17 protein-coding genes are annotated in these 18658 nt (G+C 51.0%); 12 read left to right on the forward strand and 5 right to left on the reverse strand.

Translation table 11 applies throughout. The features are described 5' to 3' along the window. The first annotated feature begins 56 nt into the window (after positions 1 to 56). Positions 57 to 2087: an NAD-dependent DNA ligase LigA gene (gene ligA / locus C7445_RS10285; protein WP_134160065.1), complete on the forward strand. Its 2031-nt coding sequence runs from the start codon at positions 57 to 59 to the stop codon at positions 2085 to 2087. 52 nt (positions 2088 to 2139) lie between these two features. Here ligA and C7445_RS14635 read toward each other — a convergent pair whose 3' ends face one another. Beyond that, positions 2140 to 2286, reverse strand: coding sequence for a hypothetical protein (locus tag C7445_RS14635; protein ID WP_166669092.1), 147 nt, complete (start codon positions 2284 to 2286; stop codon positions 2140 to 2142). Between the two features lie 175 nt (positions 2287 to 2461). Between C7445_RS14635 and C7445_RS10290 the strand changes: the two genes are divergently transcribed. The 7 genes from C7445_RS10290 to C7445_RS14785 all read left to right on the forward strand — a co-directional run bounded on the left by C7445_RS10290 (position 2462) and on the right by C7445_RS14785 (position 10728). Further along, positions 2462 to 3421 (forward strand): MraY family glycosyltransferase, encoded by a 960-nt coding sequence (locus tag C7445_RS10290; RefSeq protein ID WP_243835122.1) that lies wholly within the window; start codon positions 2462 to 2464, stop codon positions 3419 to 3421. A 147-nt stretch (positions 3422 to 3568) separates the two neighbouring features. Further along, positions 3569 to 3871, forward strand: a complete 303-nt coding sequence (gene gatC / locus C7445_RS10295; RefSeq protein ID WP_134160031.1) for an Asp-tRNA(Asn)/Glu-tRNA(Gln) amidotransferase subunit GatC — start codon at positions 3569 to 3571, stop codon at positions 3869 to 3871. Beyond that, positions 3868 to 5325: an Asp-tRNA(Asn)/Glu-tRNA(Gln) amidotransferase subunit GatA gene (gene gatA, locus C7445_RS10300; RefSeq protein WP_134160033.1), complete on the forward strand. Its 1458-nt coding sequence runs from the start codon at positions 3868 to 3870 to the stop codon at positions 5323 to 5325. Before gatC ends, gatA begins: the two co-directional genes overlap by 4 nt. Next, positions 5322 to 6758 (forward strand): Asp-tRNA(Asn)/Glu-tRNA(Gln) amidotransferase subunit GatB, encoded by a 1437-nt coding sequence (gatB, locus tag C7445_RS10305; RefSeq protein ID WP_134160035.1) that lies wholly within the window; start codon positions 5322 to 5324, stop codon positions 6756 to 6758. Before gatA ends, gatB begins: the two co-directional genes overlap by 4 nt. A gap of 32 nt (positions 6759 to 6790) precedes the next feature. Continuing rightward, positions 6791 to 8158, forward strand: a complete 1368-nt coding sequence (rlmD, locus tag C7445_RS10310; RefSeq protein ID WP_134160037.1) for a 23S rRNA (uracil(1939)-C(5))-methyltransferase RlmD — start codon at positions 6791 to 6793, stop codon at positions 8156 to 8158. A gap of 1103 nt (positions 8159 to 9261) precedes the next feature. Beyond that, a complete protein-coding gene (locus C7445_RS14780; protein ID WP_208320889.1) occupies positions 9262 to 10020 on the forward strand; it encodes a tetratricopeptide repeat protein in 759 nt (252 codons plus the stop codon). 27 nt (positions 10021 to 10047) lie between these two features. Further along, positions 10048 to 10728 carry a GGDEF domain-containing protein gene (locus C7445_RS14785; protein WP_208320890.1) on the forward strand — a complete coding sequence of 227 codons (681 nt, stop codon included), beginning with the start codon at positions 10048 to 10050 and terminating at the stop codon, positions 10726 to 10728. Positions 10729 to 11807: 1079 nt separating this feature from the next. Here C7445_RS14785 and C7445_RS10325 read toward each other — a convergent pair. Then, positions 11808 to 12251, reverse strand: coding sequence for an Hsp20/alpha crystallin family protein (locus tag C7445_RS10325; RefSeq protein ID WP_243835123.1), 444 nt, complete (start codon positions 12249 to 12251; stop codon positions 11808 to 11810). Positions 12252 to 12413: 162 nt separating this feature from the next. On the opposite strand from C7445_RS10325, the gene C7445_RS10330 reads away from it, so the two are divergent. From C7445_RS10330 to C7445_RS10340, 3 genes are all read left to right on the forward strand, one after another. Beyond that, complete coding sequence (locus C7445_RS10330; RefSeq protein ID WP_134160039.1) at positions 12414 to 12938, forward strand: hypothetical protein; 525 nt, start codon at positions 12414 to 12416, stop codon at positions 12936 to 12938. A 332-nt stretch (positions 12939 to 13270) separates the two neighbouring features. Then, positions 13271 to 13450: a hypothetical protein gene (locus C7445_RS10335; RefSeq protein WP_134160041.1), complete on the forward strand. Its 180-nt coding sequence runs from the start codon at positions 13271 to 13273 to the stop codon at positions 13448 to 13450. A 26-nt stretch (positions 13451 to 13476) separates the two neighbouring features. Continuing rightward, the gene (locus C7445_RS10340) at positions 13477 to 14265 is read left to right on the forward strand and encodes an APH(3') family aminoglycoside O-phosphotransferase (RefSeq protein ID WP_134160043.1); all 789 of its coding nucleotides are present in this window, start codon (positions 13477 to 13479) and stop codon (positions 14263 to 14265) included. 252 nt (positions 14266 to 14517) lie between these two features. Here the strand turns inward: C7445_RS10340 and C7445_RS10345 are convergent, their stop codons facing one another. The 3 genes from C7445_RS10345 to C7445_RS10350 form a co-directional block, all read right to left on the reverse strand. Further along, the gene (locus C7445_RS10345) at positions 14518 to 16074 is read right to left on the reverse strand and encodes an RNA polymerase sigma factor (protein ID WP_166669093.1); all 1557 of its coding nucleotides are present in this window, start codon (positions 16072 to 16074) and stop codon (positions 14518 to 14520) included. Positions 16075 to 16315: 241 nt separating this feature from the next. Next, the gene (locus tag C7445_RS14640; RefSeq protein ID WP_166669094.1) at positions 16316 to 16489 is read right to left on the reverse strand and encodes a hypothetical protein; all 174 of its coding nucleotides are present in this window, start codon (positions 16487 to 16489) and stop codon (positions 16316 to 16318) included. 44 nt (positions 16490 to 16533) lie between these two features. Then, positions 16534 to 16989 carry a hypothetical protein gene (locus C7445_RS10350; RefSeq protein WP_134160047.1) on the reverse strand — a complete coding sequence of 152 codons (456 nt, stop codon included), beginning with the start codon at positions 16987 to 16989 and terminating at the stop codon, positions 16534 to 16536. Positions 16990 to 17415: 426 nt separating this feature from the next. On the opposite strand from C7445_RS10350, the gene C7445_RS10355 reads away from it, so the two are divergent. Continuing rightward, positions 17416 to 18567: a hypothetical protein gene (locus C7445_RS10355; protein WP_134160049.1), complete on the forward strand. Its 1152-nt coding sequence runs from the start codon at positions 17416 to 17418 to the stop codon at positions 18565 to 18567. Positions 18568 to 18658: the final 91 nt, after the last annotated feature.

The raw sequence follows: 18658 nt of genomic DNA on the forward strand, positions 1-18658 counted from the left end.
CGCAAGTTTTGGCACCCACATATACCGATAGCACTTGGAGGATATCGATGATGAGCATGACGCTCGAAGAAGCGAAATCGCGTGTGAAAGAACTGCGCGAGCAGATCGAGTATCACAATCGGAGGTACTACCTCGAGGATCAACCGGAGATCACCGACGCCGAGTGGGACTCGTTGATGCGGGAATTGCTGCAACTGGAGGCCGCGTACCCGGAATTGGCCGATCCGACGTCTCCGACACAGCGCGTCGGCGCTCCCGTGGCGGAGGGGTTTACCAAGGTCGAACATGCCATTCCAATGTTGTCGCTGGCCAACGCGTATTCGACGGGGGATCTGATCGAGTTTGACAGGCGCGTTCGGCAGGTGGTGGGCGAAGCGGTTCGCTACGTGTGCGAATTGAAGATAGATGGGCTGGCCGTCTCGCTGCGCTATGAAAACGGCATCTTGGTGCAAGGGGCCACGCGTGGTGACGGCGAAATTGGGGAGGACATCACGGCCAACATCCGTACAATTCGCAATGTCCCTTTGCAGCTCAATGAGCCCGTCAGCATCGAGGTGCGCGGCGAGGCGTATATGCCAAAGCGCGAGTTCGCGCGTCTCAATGAATTGCGTGAGGCGCAGGGAGAGCCGTTGTTTGCCAATCCGCGGAATGCGGCCGCCGGCTCATTGCGCCAATTGGACCCTGCAGTCGCCGCATCGCGCAGGCTTGGCGTGATCGTGTATCAGCTTGCGCAGCCGGGAGAGCATGCTGTGGGGACGCACAGCGAAGCTTTGGCCTACGCCGCCCGTCTCGGGCTTCCGGCGCATGGCGAGCGCAGGTTGTGTCACAACATCGAGGAGGTTGTGGCGTATATCGAAGAATGGGCGAATCGTCGCCACGACCTTCCATATGCGACCGATGGCATGGTTATTAAGGTTGACGATCTCGCTTTACAAGACGAACTTGGCTTTACAGCGAAGAGCCCGCGTTGGGCAATTGCATACAAATATGCGGCCGAACAGGCAGAAACGACGCTCCGGTCCATCGAGCTTACTGTCGGTCGCACGGGTGTCGTCACGCCTACCGCCGTCTTTTATCCGGTGCCATTGGCGGGCACCACAGTTGCGCGCGCCTCGTTGCACAACGAAGATTTGATTCACGAAAAGGACATACGCGTCGGCGATGTGATTGTTGTGCAAAAGGCGGGGGACATCATTCCGGAGGTCATTCGCGCGATACCGGAGCGGCGCACACAGGAATTGCCGGCATTTCAGATGCCAACCACCTGTCCACAGTGCGGATCGCCCTTGCAAAAGCTGAATGGTGAAGTGGCTTGGCGATGCATGAACCCGGAGTGTCCGGCTTTGATTCGCGAAGGGCTCATCCATTTTGCGTCACGTGATGCTATGAACATTGAGGGGCTTGGCGAACAGTGGATCGCAATCCTGCTTGATCGCGGCATGGTGCGCACGTATGCGGACTTGTACCGCCTGAAAAAGGCCGATCTCCTGCAGCTTGAGCGGATGGGCGACAAGTTGGCCGATAAGTTGTTACGCGCAATCTCAGATAGCAAGCGAAACTCGTTGGAGCGCTTGTTGTTTGGCCTCGGCATCCGGCACGTTGGGGAAAAGGCGGCGAAGACACTGGCGCAGCACTTTGGTACCATGGACGCCCTGATGGTTGCTGACATCGATGCGCTGCTGCAGGTATCGGATGTGGGGCCAAAGATGGCAGAAAGCATTCGACTCTACTTCGCGAGCCCAAGCGTGCGACTGCTGATTGGGGAACTCAAGGAGCTCGGGTTAAACATGGATTACCTGGGGGCGCGCGCTGTCTCTGACGGGCCTTTTGCAGGCAAGACGGTCGTATTGACGGGGGTATTAGCGGAGGCGGATCGCAAACAGGCGGCAGCCTGGGTCGAACAGCTGGGCGGTAAAGTGTCGTCAAGCGTCAGCGTCAAGACGGACATCTTGATCGCTGGGGAGAAGGCGGGGAGCAAGCTGGCCAAGGCGCAAGAAATCCTGGCGACACATGCGAACGCCTCACTGCAAATTCTCGATGAAACGGCGTTTTTGAAAATTGTGGACGAGGCTGGATTGCGGCGATAAGGGCATGCCCAGGGACTGGCTATGTCCCAGACCCCGGGCTGCCAGGATCGCTTTATTGCCGCGATTTCAAAAACTCGGGTACCGTCAGTTTTTCCTCCGTTTGAGCATGAAAAAATGCGATCCGATTGGAGTAGCGCCCGGCGATAAAGGCGACCGGGAGAGCAATGAGAAGACCGATGATGACGTCATGGGTAGGCAATGTCGTGCAGCCCCCTTGCGTAGAATGGTGTTGGCCTGTTCGCTACATGTCTATGTCCCACACAAAAACGCCATGACAGCCTGTCGCAAATTTCGAGCGAAGACCGAGCGAACTTTGGTACAATCAGGTCGGTAAGGAGATTTGCCTCGTCAGGATGGGAGGTCGCATCGCCGACATGGTTCCTGGATGGTATCTGTTTGTCTGTTGCGCAGTCGCTGCGCTTATCTCCAACTTTTCGATTCCGTTCATTCGTTCGTTTGCCTTGCGGACAGGATTTGTGGATCGCCCCAACCAGCGAAAGATTCACCGCGAACCCATCCCTCTGCTTGGGGGACTCGCCATATACATATCGTTCGTCGTCGCAGCAGGTTTCCTGGGACACCGCCATGCGACCTATTGGGGGATCACAGCCGGCGGCTTTATCATCTTCAGCATCGGCGTTCTCGACGACTACTACAAGACTCGCGGTCGTGACTTTAAGGCTTGGCCAAAATTCCTCATGCAGATTGCCGCCGCTGTCGTGCTGGTACTGTTTCACGTGCGGATCAGTGGCGTCAACCTCCCGTTTTGGCATATGTATTACGCATTTCCAGGTTGGCTGTCAGCAGTTGCTACCGTCTTTTGGGTGGTCGCCATCACCAATATGATGAATTTTCTCGACGGAGTTGATGGCTTGGCAGCTGGGATTGCAGCCATTTCCGCTCTGACGTTGGTGTTTATCGCCTTGATGAAAGGCCAGGATATGATGGCCATGCTTGCCATTTCACTGGTCGGATCCGCCCTTGGCTTCCTGAAATACAATTTTCACCCGGCTCGCATTTTCATGGGTGATGCTGGAGCGACGTTCCTCGGCTATGCTTTGGCTGCCATCGCAGTCGATGGCGCCTTCAAGAGTGCGACCATCGTCTCTTTGGTTGTGCCGATGCTCGCGCTGGGTGTGCCCATCCTCGACACTCTGTGGGTGGTATCACGCCGATTCAAAGAACGCCGCCCCATTTACATCGCCGATAAAGGGCACACGTTTCACCTATTGATGAAGTCTGGATTGACACAGGTGCAGACTGTCGCGATTTTGTATCTGGTCGGCGTCTGTTTTTCGCTTGCTTCCATTCTGGTCGAGATCGTCTCCCACTAAGCCGCGCACAGGCGAACCTTGGCGCCGCTGTGCTATAATCCCCAAAGGAACTGTGCGCGGACAAGCCGGCTCAACTCGCCGAAGCGGGGGTGCTCCGTTTGGGCAAGAACAAGTTCGGCTTGACGGCGAATTGAAGGAGGATACCCGTTGAAGATCACAGAAGAGACGGTCAGTCATGTCGCCCGACTGGCGCGGCTCGCGATGCCCCCCGAGGACTTGAGGCAATTGGCGCCGCAGTTGAGTGACATTCTCGAATACGCGGAACAGTTGCAGCAGGTGAACATGGAAGGCGTTGAGCCAACGAGCCATCCGTTCCAAGAGGTCAATGTACTGCGCGAAGATGCCGTGCGTCCAAGCCTGCCGCGGGATCTCGCACTTGCCAACGCGCCAGAGCAAGAGGCTGGACAGGTGCGTGTACCGGCAGTGTTGGAAGGGAGTGGCGGTGCATGAGCGCGAAGACCGTGAAGGACATTCTTACATCGATTCGCAAGGGCGAGACAAAGTCGCGAGATTGGGTGCAACAGTCGCTTTCTGCCATTGAGCAAGTCGATGGTGAATTGAAGTCGTTTTTGCTTGTCGATCCCGAAACAGCTTTGCAAGCGGCGGATCACATCGACAGCGGGCAAGTGTCTGAGGGCGGGCTCTTGCGTGGTGTGCCCTACGCATTGAAGGACAACATCGTCACCAAAGGCGTCCGTACGACCGCGGCCTCACGTATACTTGAAAATTACATACCACCATACAGCGCGACGACTGCGCAAAAGCTGCAGGCAGCAGGCGGTGTGATGGTTGGCAAGACGAACATGGACGAATTCGCAATGGGCTCTTCCACGGAGACATCCGCATTCCAGAAAACAGCCAATCCGTATGGTAAGGAATACGTTCCTGGCGGCTCCAGTGGCGGGTCGGCGGCTGCCGTCGCGGCAGGGCTTGTCCCATTTGCATTGGGCTCGGACACCGGCGGATCGATTCGTCAACCGGCAGCGTTTTGCGGCTGTTTTGGCCTCAAGCCGACATATGGGCGCGTGTCGCGCTACGGTTTGATTGCGTTTGCGTCATCGCTCGATCAAATCGGCCCGTTCACGCGTACGGCAGAGGATGCGGCGATTGTCCTAAACGCCATCTGTGGGCATGATCCGATGGATTCAACTTCGGCGCGCGGACAGGGCGAGATCGATTTCACTGAAGGCATGGATGCAGGAGTCAAGGGCATGCGTATCGGCATTGTTCGCAACTTGCCTGAAGAGGGCCTGAATCCGGCCGTCAAAGCCGCGGTTGATGAGGCCATTCGCACCTTGGAACAGGCCGGGGCTGAAGTGGTCGAAGTCGAACTTCCGCACATGGAGTATGCCGTTGCCACTTACTATCTCATCGCGCCCGCTGAGGCATCGTCCAATCTGGCTCGTTTTGATGGCGTTCGCTATGGGCGGCGTGCCGAAGCGAGCGGCGTCATTGACATGTTTGAACGCTCCCGCAGCGAAGGCTTTGGCATGGAAGTCAAGCGCCGCATTATCATCGGCACGTACGCGTTGTCTTCCGGTTACTATGACGCGTACTACAAGCGGGCGCAGCAGATGCGTACGCTGATTCGTCAGGATTACGACCGCGCATTTGCCACTTGCGACGTCATTTTGATGCCGACCACACCAACCACCGCGTTCAAGTTCGGTGAAAAGGCGGACAACCCGCTCCAAATGTACTTGAACGACATCTATACGATCCCGGCGAACCTGGCGGGTCTGCCAGGCGCCAGCGTGCCCTGCGGCTTTGCAGACGGCCTTCCGATCGGCCTGCAGATTTTGGCGAAGCCCTTTGACGAGAAGTCGATCCTGCGCGTCGCACACGCCTACGAGCATTTGCGAACATTCGCGTGGCAACGGCCGGTGTTGGGGGTGGCAGAATGAATTACGAAACGGTCATTGGCCTGGAAGTTCACGTCGAGTTGAAGACGGCTTCGAAGATTTTCTGTGGTTGCAAAAACGACAGCAAGTCGGAGCCGAACACCAACGTCTGCCCGGTGTGCATGGGTCATCCCGGCGCCCTTCCGGTACTGAATCAAAACGCACTCGAACTGGGGCTGCGGGCGGCACTTGCTTTGAACTGCAAGATCAATCAGCACTCCAAATTTGATCGGAAAAATTACTTTTATCCGGATTCGCCAAAGGGGTATCAGATCTCTCAGTTTGACAAACCGATCGGCGAACACGGCTACATCGAGATCGAAGTTGGCGGCGAGCGCAAGCGCATCGGCATCACGCGCTTGCATCTCGAGGAAGATGCAGGGAAGTCGACGCATGCGGCAGACGGATCCCATACATTGGTTGACTTCAATCGCACAGGTGTGCCACTTATCGAGATCGTGTCCGAACCTGATATTCGGTCCCCAGAGGAAGCACGGTTATACCTAGAGGCTCTCAAGAGCATCATGGAATATTGTGATGTGTCTGACTGCCGCATGGAGGAAGGATCGCTGCGCTGCGACGCCAACATTTCCTTGCGTCCGATCGGTTCGACGACATTTGGCAACAAGGCCGAGCTTAAGAACATGAACTCCTTCCGCAATGTCCAGCGCGGTCTGGAATACGAGGTGGAACGCCAGCGGGAATTGTACGACGCTGGCGAGCCGGTTGTTCAGGAGACGCGCCGCTTCGACGAGGCCACGCAAACGACTATCTCCATGCGCTCAAAGGAAGAGGCGCACGACTACCGTTACTTCCCTGAGCCGGATTTGGTCGATCTCGATATTGATGACGCGTGGCTGGAGCAAATTCGCGCGTCGATCCCCGAGCTTCCGGCGGCGAAGCGTCGGCGCTACGAGGAAGACCTCGGTTTGCCGGCGTATGATGCAGGTGTCCTTACTGCAGATCCGAAGACGGCGGCATACTACGAGCAGGTTTTGGCAGCAGGTGCGGATGCCAAGGCAGCGAGCAACTGGGTCATGAGCGATATCCTGGGCGCTCTCAATAGTGAGGGCAAGTCGTTCGCCGAATGTCCCATCTCACCTGACCATCTTGCGGGATTGATCAGCGAGATCGCCAGTGGAAAGATCTCGTCCAAACAGGGACGCGAAGTGTTCAAGGCGATGTGGGAGACGGGGAAGAGCGCCGCTGCCATCATCAAGGAACAGGGTATGGAACAAATCAGTGACGTGAGCGTATTAGGGCCGATTCTTGATGAGGTGATCGCCAAGAATGAAAAGTCGGTCGCCGACTATCTCGGCGGCAAAGATCGGGCGTTGGCGGCGCTGGTGGGACAGGTTATGAAAGCGACAAAAGGCAAAGCCAACCCGGCGCTTGTCAATCAGTTGTTGATTGAAAAGATCAATGCACTGTCGTGAGCAACGGAACAGATGTTCGAAGGAGGGCGCGGATGGCGAACGTAGAACAGCAAAAGCCGATTTTGGTCGGCGAAGAATATGACGTGACAGCCATACGCCTTAACGACAACGGTGATGGCGTCGCCATCTGCAACGGGATGACGGTGTTCATCCCGTTTCTCCTTGTCGGAGAGGATGCGAGGATTCGTATTGAATCCGTCGAGAAGCGTTTTGCACGCGGGCACGTGGTGGAGCGACGCACGGTATCGGCGGAACGGCAGGATGCACCTTGCCCAGTGTTTGGTGAGTGTGGAGGATGTCAAGTACAACACATGCGTTACGAGGCTCAAACGGCTTGGAAAGAGGGGCGCATCCGCCGTATCGCTGAACGGTTAGGATTGGATGCGGACAAAGTAGTCCGCCCCATCATCGGATCGGATACACCATTTCGATATCGCAATCAGGTTCAGATGCCAGTGCGTTACAACGCCAACGAGAAGCGATTCGAGATGGGATTCTTTGCACCAGAGACGCATTCGATGGCCGTCACCGACTCGTGTCACCTGATTTCCGAAGCGATGCAAGGCACGCTTGTGCGAGCATGTCGCTTCCTCACCAGTATCGGCCAAGCGGCTGTCGATGTGCACCACATTGTGTTGCGCGAGTCGGCGACGAGTGGCGAGCAAATGATTGTGTTTTGCACGGCGCATGACGCAGACGATGTGGCGAAATCGCTTGCTCGCTTTCACGCACCCTCTGTCAAAACGGTTGCCATCACCGTTCAACCGCGCCCGACGGGACCCATTTGGGGACGCGCCGTCGATGTGCGCAAAGGCGACGGATATCTCATCGAACGTATGGGCAGCTGGCGTTTTCGCGTGTCTCCCCGATCATTCTTGCAGGTGCAGACGGACATGGCGAATCGTATGTATCGCACGGTGTTGCAACAAGCACAGGTGTCACCGGAAGACGTCGTGATCGACGCGTATTGTGGGATTGGCACACTCACTCTGTTGCTCGCCGAGAATGCCCGACGTGCGATAGGCGTCGAGGAAATTGGGCAGGCGATTGAGGACGCCAAGGAAAATGCGCGACTGAACCGGATCGAAAGCGCAGAGTTTCATGTGGCACGGGTTGAACAATGGCTTCCGAAGTGGATACAGTCCGGTGGTAAAGTGGACGTGATCGTGTTCGATCCGCCGCGAAAGGGCATCGACCGCGCCGCCCTAGATGCTGCGATTGCAGCGCAGGTGCAGCGAATGGTGTACGTTTCATGTAACCCAGCGACACTGCAACGAGATCTCGCCACTTTACTGGAAGCTGGCTATCATGTGGAAGAAATGCAACCGTTTGACATGTTCCCGCAGACGGAGCATGTCGAGTGCTGTGTGTCGCTCGTTAGAAGCTCTGTAGGTAAATAAAATTCTCTCGCAAACTCGAATAATCATCTGATCCAGCCCAAATAAACACCTGATACAAGCGGGAAAACGGCGTGAGGCAAAACGGAGAAATCCTTGCCCTACAAGCCCTTTTCCCGACTTTAGTGTCAGCCCTTTATTATTCCAAGAATAAAGTTTTGACAGGAAAAAGAAGGGTAAAGGCGAGAAAAAAGGGAACTGCTTGCGAGACTTTATTATCACTGTTCACAATTGAGGACGGTTGAATGCGGGATGGAGGCGGGAAAAAAGCAGAGGATTTTTTGATGGGAACATAGTTAGAAATGCAAAAGAGGTCATTTGCAAATTTCAAAATCAAAATCGGGAAAAGGTTACAGAAGGGGCGAAGGGAAAGAACGGGCGGGAATGGAGCGTGGAAAAGCTCAGTAGACGTGTGGGTTTCTGCGACTATGGAATTATGCCCGATAAGCCCGTGGTGAACACCAGACAGCCTCTAATCGCCACTTGATGCAGTGTTATGGTAAGGAGCAATGTCAAGTACAGAATAGGCAGTGTACATTTCAAAAATTGAAATGGAACGTGGAAGATTAAGGTGAATCTGTCCAATGGCAGGACTGTGACATGTAGAAAGTGTTCGTTATTGAGGTTACTTGCCCCTCTTTTCCCTTAAATCTGTAACTATCTGGTGTAAACCGTTTTGAAAAATGCACAATTCAAATTTGCGATTTTCGATTTTGAAAATGGAATATGATTACAAACAGCAAGTTGGGCAGAGATGAGTTATCCACAAATAGGAGCGATGTTGTGGGTAACATTCGTTGATGACTTTGAAGATGCCAACGGAACAATGAAGGATCGAAATATCCCTTGGAAGGTCCAAAGGGCACAAGGGCGGCTTGGTCGATTGTAAACATCGACAACCAAGGCAGACCTGCTATTGCGTCTTAATCACAATACCTTTAATCACTATCTAACAAGTGCTTATGTGCAGGATTCGACATGATAGACCAAGAAGTTTAAAGGCAAATAGCAGGGCACGGAGTGCTCATCCTTATTTATGTGAGGAGAATGACACACCTCGACCCTTAAGCGGTTTGCTCATCCCTGTCTTTGTGAGGTGTGAGACCATGCATGAAAGCAACATCCAGTCACTTCAGCAACAGGTGACTTCTCTTCGAGCGAAGGGAAAATACAAAGAAACCATTGAGGCTTGCTTCGAACTCCTGAAACGCGGAGAGGAGATTGGCGATTATAAATCCATCCTCGTCGCCCACCTAAACAGCGCGGCATCGTACTACTGTATCGGCGACATTGAGGAGGCGTTTCGTTGCATTGGCGCTTATGATGAAGTCTGTAGCGAGCGCGGGGACGAGACCGATCATCTAAATCGACATAATGTCCTGTTCCTGCTTTACGAGTACAACAAGGAGTACGACAAAGCAAAGCGTACCTTGGAAAAAGCGATTGACCTTGGCACACGGTTGCAAAAGTACAACATTGTGAGCAATGCGTATAGCAACTACAGTCACCTATTCCTGGTGGAACGGAACTTCGCGAGTGCGCTCGCGATGGGGAACTTGGGGCTTGAGATGGCAAAGCTTCATTCGCCACCAAGCGCGATTCTGGAAGTCAGGGTCAAGTTGAATATTGCCGAGGCGTACATAGGGCTGAAGGATTTTGAAGGTTCGAGGCGGATTATTGAAGAACTCGAGGGTGTGTCAGATCTCAATTTGGATACATACGTCAGGGAACGAGTTCAATTCAGCATGTTGCGAGGGAGCTGGTACTCGCATCAAGGTTTCTATCGGGAAGCGTTCGAATGGTTGAACCGCGCCAGGGATTTGGTTAACCGTTACGATGACACTTATCTCCTCGAAGAGATCTAAAAAGAACGATGCAGGCTGTGTGAACAAATGGGCGATATCGAGACGGGGTTCTACGCTCAAAAAGAATACATTTCAGTACTTCTGGAGAGTCGAAAGAGAGAACTGGAACGAACCGCCTTACAACTCGAAATCAAGCATAGTTTGGCAGACTTAAAGAAGAAGGCAACGACCGACCATGCCACAGGTTTAGCGAACCGATACTGTCTGGAATCCACGGCAAATGAATGGCTCAGAGAAGCGGCGGATCGGTGTGAAAACATCGTTTGCATTGTTATAGACATCGACCATTTCAAGTGCATCAATGATCAGTGCGGGCACCTGTTTGGTGATGAGGTCATCCGTCAGGTGACGGAAGCATGTGCGAGCGTCTTACGCAAAGAGGACTTGATGGGTCGCTATGGTGGAGATGAGTTTGTTGTCATCATCCGAGGGGTTCCTCTTGATGTAGGCGTAAGGAAAGCGGAGCAGATGTTAGAGGCGATTCGAAACTTGAATGTTAGCTGTGGCGAGACCCCAGTACCTATATCCGCAAGTCTGGGTGTTGCAGATAACGGGGCGGGTACGGTGTTGCAGTTTAAAGACTTGTTTCAGCTTGCGGATGTAGAACTTTACAAAGCGAAACAAGGCGGTCGGAATCAAGTTTCCGTTGAGGATTTGTTTGAAGAACAGAAGGTACAAGTTGAGAGAGGTTCGGGGGCGTCCCCCTGAGGCTGACTGAATGAAGTGGATAATGTTCAGTCAGGGGTAGAGGGTGTGAACGGACACGTTGATGAACGTGATAAAGCCCCTCGGTATCCCAAGGGGCAGTTACTTTTCTTTTCTCAGTGAAAATCCACGTCAATCTGATGACCCATCTGTTTCTGGCTCTTCGGAATCCTGACTTCCAGTATTCCATTCCTGTATGACGCTTTTGCTCCCGCGTCATCCACTTATGTTCGCAAAATGAAGTTCTTCCCCGCGCAAAATAAGTTCTTCCCTGAGTAAAATAAGTTGTTCCGTACAGCACGGGTGAATTCGGGTCAAAAGCCTGGATTCGCCCGTTCTTTTTGTGGAGCGGGAGCGATAAGCGGGGGAAACTCAGAGCAAAATTTTGAAGGAGACCAGACGCGAAAAAGCCCGATATATCAAGGATTCCTCGACCATTCCCGATCAAAAATGCGAAAAAATACACGACCAAATCTGTACTCCCTGCGCCCTCAAGCCCTTCTTTTCACCCTCGCGCCAGCGAACAACTTCATTTTACGCAGAATCGATGAATCTGGAAAAATTACGGAGAAAAACGAGTGGTAAGAGGCGTGATCCAGCGTAGAAATTCATTTGACGGCAGATATTGGGTGAGAGTGAGAAAAAGTCGAGAAAAGCCAGGCGTGGCAAGGGATTTGACGGGGTTGAGGCGGGAGATGGCGAGGGAAGAATTTGATTTGACGCTCACATAGTACAGGGAGCCAAATTTGGATTCGAGAAGTCAAAGGTTGGATTTGAAGTGAGTGAAAGGGCGAAGGGAGCGTGTGGCTCGGCATAAAGCCTACTTCTGCGGGGACATGTGATACGGCTGGATGGAAGAAATGATCAGCACGGTCGTCAAGGTATCGAGGAGTATGAGTCTTCTCTGATTTTCGACATCATTAGCATTGTGATCGGATCTCTTGTGCCAAATCAACGCCATTGGAACCAACAAAGACTCAAGGGCGAGCGGATGACACCGCAACCTTCAATTTAGGTGTATTTGGTCATTTTCAGCGCATGAAAACGCCCCTCGGAATCCCAAGGGGCATTTGCTGTATGTTTCAGTGAAAATTCACGTCAATCTGACGACCGATTTGCTTTTGACTCTTCGGAATCCTGACTTCCAGAATGCCATTCTTATACGACGCTTTCGCACCCGTGTCATCCACTGCTGTTGGTAGCGGCACAGTGCGCGAGAATTGACCGTAGTAACGTTCCATTCGATGGACGTTCTCATCCTTTTGTTCGCCCATCCGTTCGATTTTGCCGCTTAAATGGAGATGGTTGTCGTGGACGGTGATGTTTACGTCCTCCTTCTTCTCCAGCCCAGGGATTTCAGCGGTCACGATTACTTCGTTTTGGGTTTCGCGAACATCACAACGCACCCGTGGCATGTTCGTGAAGTGACTGTCGAACCAGTCGTCATCGAACAGTCGGGGGAATGACGGGAACCAGTCGGAAGCGCATCTCGCAATATTGAACGGGTCATAAGGGACTAAGGGCATGTGAACACCTCCAGGTCAAAATATCCGCGATTATGGTTCCCCAGAGGGGAAGGAAACTTGCACCTGTTATGAATACATCCCCTTATACTGAAATCGTATGACCAAGGGGTCAGGTATGCCATGGGCGGAGTACGGAAGCAAAGTTGGGGAGGGAGCGCAGGCGTGTGGAGACGGTCGAAGTGGATATGGTTCGTCGGGATACCTCTTCTTCTAATCGCGGCGTTTTTCGCTGATTGGGGGTATGTTTATTCCACTCATTCTACCCCGCAAAAGGCACAAGCCGCGTCTGATCCAAGTGTAGGACCGTTTGAAACGGTTAAGTTCGCCAAAGGTGTTGTCTTAATTACCCCATCTGGACAACCGAACTCATACACGGCATGGTACATGACCAAGAGCTTCTGGGGATGGCATGTAAGCGGGATTTCAAACGCCGTGGCTGGTCTGTCACCGCAAAACTATAACGTAGACTTCGAGCCTTTTACCTTTGACGGTCAGACATTCGTTTGGGGTACTGTTATGATTCCAATCAAAGAAATTGTGTATCACCATAACGGAAAAACCTACACAGCGAGTATTGGGAAGCTCTCCGTATGGCATATGATACTACCCTTCAAGCAAACTCTGTTTCCGCATTCGGAATGGACGATGGTGCTCCCCGATGGAAAAACCGCTCCGTTGTTCAAGTGACACATCGTTCAGCTGGGTGGAGAGGGGGAATCATCATCGGAACGATTGTGGGAGATATCCTGACTGGCGTACTGGTTGTGATTTACATTATCAGCCATAAAAAGCAGGGGAATTTCCGTGGGATCTGGTTGCAGGTCTTAGGAGCACTTTTTGTCGGATGGGATATCAACTTGCTGTTAAACATTCGGACGGCTCCCATGAATCCTATTGGGGCAATCGTTTTTGTGGGGTTCTTGGCAGTCCTGTTTTATGTGTTAGGTGGTCTAAGGGGAAAGAAGTAGCTCTTTACGCGGGATCTGTGGGAATAAGATAGGTTCATAGGAGGGATTGATGTGCAGGTGGCAAACGTGGGATTTAGCGGGGTAATGGTTTTGTTGATTCCAATCATAACGGTGATTTTCTGGATTGCCATGATGGTGGCGGTTTTTCAGATTCGCAACTCAACACAGGATATGTCCAGAAAATTGAACGCCATTTATGAGTTGTTGAAGAAACAGGGGGAAAACAAATAGCGTGAAGAAGTTATGGAGGAGTATTTGTGACGGAATTTATCAACCGAGTTCCAAAGCAGTTAATGAAGCTGGTTACGGGATATGAAGTTCGTGAGAACAGCATCGGTCATTCCACTTGCTCGGTGTTTCACCTACGTCACCCGTCTAAACAGGGATTGTATTTAAAAATACAGCCAATTTCCAATGGTGACTTACGTCCTGAAAAAGAGCGGTTGGAATGGCTACAGGGTAAATTACCTGTCCCAGAACTGCTATATTTCGATTCGGGTGATGAGAACCAGTATATGCTGGCGTCGGAAATCCAGGGTGTTCCATCATTTGATTTAAGTTTTCGGGGAGACCTATCCAACCTCGCCAACCAACTCGCAATGGGATTGAGAACAATTCATTCGCTGGATACGACGTGCCCATTCTCATCATCGCTTAATGACAAAATCACATTGGTACAGGAACGAATATCGAACGGAAGTATCGACGTGGAATATCTTTCACAACATTACCCCAATCCCAATCTTCGGGAACTCTTTGATGAAATGATGAGTTTGTTCCCCGACTCTGAGGATCTGGTCGTGTGTTATGGAGACTACTCGATGCCAAATGTGCTTTTGGTGGATGGACGGATTAGTGGCTTCATCGACTTGGGGCAGTTAGCCGTAGCGGACAGATATGTGGATATTGTCACTGTCCGTGACACCTTGAGCTACAACAAGCTACCTGACGAGTGTTTTTATTTATTTCTAAAGGAGTATGGTCTACAGGAATTGGACGAGTCAAAGTTGCGCTTTTACGATTTGGTGAATAGATTTCTGGGTTAAATGGGCTTGTCTTTGGTTCTTCCGCACAACCTCATCAGCCGTATGCTTTCTCTCTTCACCCGCAACTCATACGGCGAGGGAGTAGGCACTGGAGCATTGATGCGGGGACGTTTTCGCACAATCCTCGGTTCTGTACCTGGCTTGCCCTTTTCGTCTCCGACCTGTTTCACGGGTAACACCTCCATGCTAAAGGCTGGGCAAGGGGACGGGGAGGAGTGAAAACGAGACCAGCCTCCGCGCCCCTTAAACGACTCAGCCCTTGTCGATGATGACTTTCAATTGATGAGCCAGGTTTACGAGATCCTCCATCGATAATCCAGAGGCGGTCAACATATACGGACGCTCGTTGGTTTCCCAAAATAAACGGGATAAAACCATGCTGGGCGTGTAAACTACTTCACTTTTCGCTGTTGGACTGAGGTCTGGCTGTTTTTCAGTTAACTTCGACAGCCCCCAGTGACGGGCAACATCATCGTTTAACCGTTCAGCTTGCCACAATGTCACGACAGGACTCCCGCGAAGTAGCTCGCGAGACCGAGCGGGAGGACCGTATCTGACAGCCCACTCCTTTTCGCCATAATACTTTTTGATTCCAACAGATTTGTTAATTCCACACGACGACAGTGTGGCATCGTCCAGTCCCATTAACGTGAACGGGCATTGCTGTAACGCATCAGAGATTGAAACCTTGGTTCCTAATCCGCCCATCAAGTCGGAGAAAGAGCGCAACCTTGATTTCGGAATGTCAGTTGGTAGGTCGAAGCTACGGCGTGTGACGGGTGGGTTGCAAGTAACATGAGCGATTTCTTCTCTTAATGAGCATTTGTCATTCCACCAATATTCAATCCTCCTTGGGATTCCATCCGACGGATGTATCCAAAAGTGGACTCCCGCCTGTTCGGATTCATCGTTGCTGGATTCGGCAAGGTGAGTAGGAAGCCACACATGCCACAGTTCATCGGTGTCGGAGGGGAGAACCACCCAGTCTTCGCGAGACAACAGATCCCTCCAGAGATGCTCAAGAATGAACTGTGGATCGGGGTTCCGTGACAACTGAATCTGATTGATGGTGTTGGAACTCTCGAACCAAGTACGCATGCGATTACCGTGGATAACAGTAGTCACATTGCCTGCTTCATCAGACTGTGTATCGATACGCCACCAATTGGGTGACATCCAGGTGTACTTTGCGTGTTGTTCCGTTGATTCTCCTGATGCTGAATACCAATGACGAATGAGGTCAAATTTGACGCTCTTTATCGTTGCCCACGTCTGCGATAACGTGTCTTTGATTTGACGTTGTTCGACCAATCGTCTTTCTCGCAGTTGAGAGAGCATGGATTCCCATGAGTTGGCTCTGTCTTCCCCGCTGTTTCTGCCGTCCTCGTTGTAAGAGATCATCGATTGAAGTTGCTGACGTGCTCTCGACAATCGGGATTTCACGGTTCCAGAGGGAACGCCGAGGAATCCTGCAACTTCGTTGATCGTCCATTGGTGGATACCTGCCAGAAGAAAGACTTGCTGAAGCTCTAAAGGCAGTTTGGAATACGCCTTCTCGAATTCAATTTTCAGGAGGGCATCTGCCTCAACATTGCTGTTTTCAGAGATTTCGACCATGGGTTCCGTCTTTCGCTTGTTCTCTTTATTTAAGAAACGGAACGATTGGGTCTTCACAATTTGAAAAAACCAACTTTCAAACGCCTGCGGATTACGTAGTTCAGACAAGTGACGTGCCGCCAATAATAAACTGTCCTGCACAACGTCTTCTGCGGCGTGCCGATCTCTACAGAATTGATGTGCCCAATTCACCGCTTTTGGGACGAAACAAATCGACTAAGGCAGTCCAGGCTTCACGGTTCCCATTACGACAATCAAGTACCAACTCTGACACGCTCATGTTTCACACCTCTTTCTCGGTATTCACCCTTTACGATTCGAGATGAGGTGATTTGGTTCTCTCCAATGTTTCAATTGGCACATCGGGTATAGCATCACGTCCCAAAGCCATGTATGTCCCTCCGCCCGTAATCCCCGTTCTTGCCCTGCCTATTCATTCCGCATCTGGCACATCGAATTCCCGCAACGTCCCATTGTCATCGCTTACCCCATGACCACATGCACAAATGACGGTAGAGCCACACATTTCGATTGGGAGTTTGCCAAGCTCGGCTCCATCTTTCCACTCGACTTCGCGACTGCACTTGTTGCAGTGAATGACGAACATATCGCAGACCTCCGTTTGTTCAGGGCTTTATGGGTTGAGGGTGCTCAGGGACTAATCCCGTTTTTCTCCTGCTCCCCGTCTTTATCGGGGTACACGATGAATTGAGCCATCTCCGCTTCTGAAAGTTGGGAAGGATTCAGTCCACGCTCCCTACAATACTCATACAACCGACGAACCTGGACTCTCCCCTGGTCGGGGGCAGGGGAGACGGCGTAAATGCCGTCTGGGATATCATCTCTATCATATTTCTCTATGAGCCGTTTCCTTGCTTCAATAAGCTTTTTCCAATCAGCGATGTCAACAGCTTCCGACATCTCGTCGATTTCAAGGTCGTTCAGACGACCTAACAAATCCTGAAATGTCCCACCATAGCGGTATTCAAACGTTCGAATCTGTTGATTGATGGCTTGAAGCCTCTGCATTATTATTTGGTGTTTGGCTCCTTCGACTTGCTCATGCCATTGACGTTCGAAGTTTTGAACGAAATCGCCGTTATCCATGAATCCCTACTCCTCCAGATATCTCTTCAACTTGCACAACACTTCTTGATGTCTCTGGAAGATTCGTTTTGTGCTGACCGCCATGGGGACCGTTGTTCTGCAGATTGGCTGATCGAGCAACTTCATTATGCGCGGAGGTTTTCTGTTCGACTGCTCCCGATCACTTGTCACCGTGCTTCCTCCGTTCCTGTCCTTAACCCGAATGACCATACATGAAACTACAAAGTCACCCTGTTTTCGAACATCATAACTCAAGGGTTATGAAATGTAAAAATATGGTTCAATAGAGTTGGGATCATAACGCTATTGGATGGAGCTTTTGATAGGAGATTTGTGGAATGATGTCGAAGGTTGATCATCAGAGCAATATGTTCGGTTTGTTTCAATAATATCAGTGTAGAACTTATGAACGGGGGGGAATCCCTTATGAAGAGCGCACTGAACTTTCTGTCTGAGTGGGCACAGGGGGAAGCATGGAAGATACACGTTCTTAAAGAAGTTTGGACGAAGAGCGCAATTGACACTTCGCGACTTCTTGGGGAAGTCATGTACCTACTTAACAACCAACAACAACTGGAAACCGCTGTTACAATCGAAACTGAACAAACTGACGAAACGGTGTTAGTCATCAATGAAATCCGAAACCCACGAAATATCAATGCCTTGTCAAATGACGTTCACTTTTCTTTAGGGAAGAACCTCAATGTCTTTTACGGGGAGAATGGTTCTGGGAAATCATCGTATGTAAGAATATTTCGTAAGCTGGCGGATAACTACTTCACTAACGAAAAGCATTTAGCCATTATTCCAAATGTATACGCTGAGTCAACTATAACTGATGACTATTCGCAAACAGTCGAAGTGCGTTGTTCGGTCAACGGAACCGAGACGTATGAAACAATATACATAAATGAACCTCATCCCCTCTTGAGCAAGTTAAACGTATTCGACAGCGACTCAGTTTTACCACTAATCAATAGTGACCTTTCATTCAGCGTGTTACCAAAGGGATTCGAGATGTTTCAGAAAGTGTCAGACCAGTTGGATGCTTTGCGGAGGGAAGCCTCGCAGATTATTGAGAGAGAAAAAATTAAACAGAGTGCGCTTTTTGAAGATTCATCATTTGATTCACTTCGAAATGATCTTGATAAGATTATGAAAGAAGTGTCCCAATCCAGAAACTTGAAGACGTATCTTGACACACATTACCCGCGTTCAGAGAGATACGATGAAGTTATTTCAAGGTTGGAGAAGGAAATTCGAGAATTGGAATCATCGAACCCAAGGGACAAAGTCAAGATATTGTCGGCGCAGAAGACCAAACTTGAATCCATAAAGCATTCAATTGAACAAATGGCTGTGACGTTGAGCGGAGAGAACATTGGAAAAATAAACGAGTTGATTGATGAATACGAACGAAAGATTGATGAAGAACGCTCCTTTAACGAGGCTTTTCGGCGTAGCATCGCTTTTTTGGAGGTTATTAACGATGAGTGGTTTGCGTTCATTCAAGCAGGAAAGAAGTATTATGACTCTGTCCATATAAGCCAAGTAATGGAGGGGGCACCATGTATGTAAACGTCAAATCAACCTCACATAGCATTTGCTCTCCCACTGCTTGAAAATGTCATCATCAAGCCACGGGAGGGTTCTTGTATGCAAGGGCGCA

Source organism: Alicyclobacillus sacchari, assembly GCF_004366795.1.
Taxonomy (GTDB): domain Bacteria; phylum Bacillota; class Bacilli; order Alicyclobacillales; family Alicyclobacillaceae; genus Alicyclobacillus; species Alicyclobacillus sacchari.

What these genes read in the sequence shown, in the direction of transcription:
- ligA (WP_134160065.1), top strand. Translation starts at nt 57, where the DNA reads ATGACGCTCGAAGAAGCGAAATCGCGTGTGAAAGAACTGCGCGAGCAG.
- C7445_RS10290 (WP_243835122.1), top strand. Translation starts at nt 2,462, where the DNA reads ATGGTTCCTGGATGGTATCTGTTTGTCTGTTGCGCAGTCGCTGCGCTT.
- gatA (WP_134160033.1), top strand. Translation starts at nt 3,868, where the DNA reads ATGAGCGCGAAGACCGTGAAGGACATTCTTACATCGATTCGCAAGGGC.
- gatB (WP_134160035.1), top strand. Translation starts at nt 5,322, where the DNA reads ATGAATTACGAAACGGTCATTGGCCTGGAAGTTCACGTCGAGTTGAAG.
- rlmD (WP_134160037.1), top strand. Translation starts at nt 6,791, where the DNA reads ATGGCGAACGTAGAACAGCAAAAGCCGATTTTGGTCGGCGAAGAATAT.
- C7445_RS14780 (WP_208320889.1), top strand. Translation starts at nt 9,262, where the DNA reads ATGCATGAAAGCAACATCCAGTCACTTCAGCAACAGGTGACTTCTCTT.
- C7445_RS14785 (WP_208320890.1), top strand. Translation starts at nt 10,048, where the DNA reads ATGGGCGATATCGAGACGGGGTTCTACGCTCAAAAAGAATACATTTCA.
- C7445_RS10325 (WP_243835123.1), bottom strand. Translation starts at nt 12,251, where the DNA reads ATGCCCTTAGTCCCTTATGACCCGTTCAATATTGCGAGATGCGCTTCC.
- C7445_RS14640 (WP_166669094.1), bottom strand. Translation starts at nt 16,489, where the DNA reads ATGTTCGTCATTCACTGCAACAAGTGCAGTCGCGAAGTCGAGTGGAAA.
- C7445_RS10350 (WP_134160047.1), bottom strand. Translation starts at nt 16,989, where the DNA reads ATGGATAACGGCGATTTCGTTCAAAACTTCGAACGTCAATGGCATGAG.
- C7445_RS10355 (WP_134160049.1), top strand. Translation starts at nt 17,416, where the DNA reads ATGAAGAGCGCACTGAACTTTCTGTCTGAGTGGGCACAGGGGGAAGCA.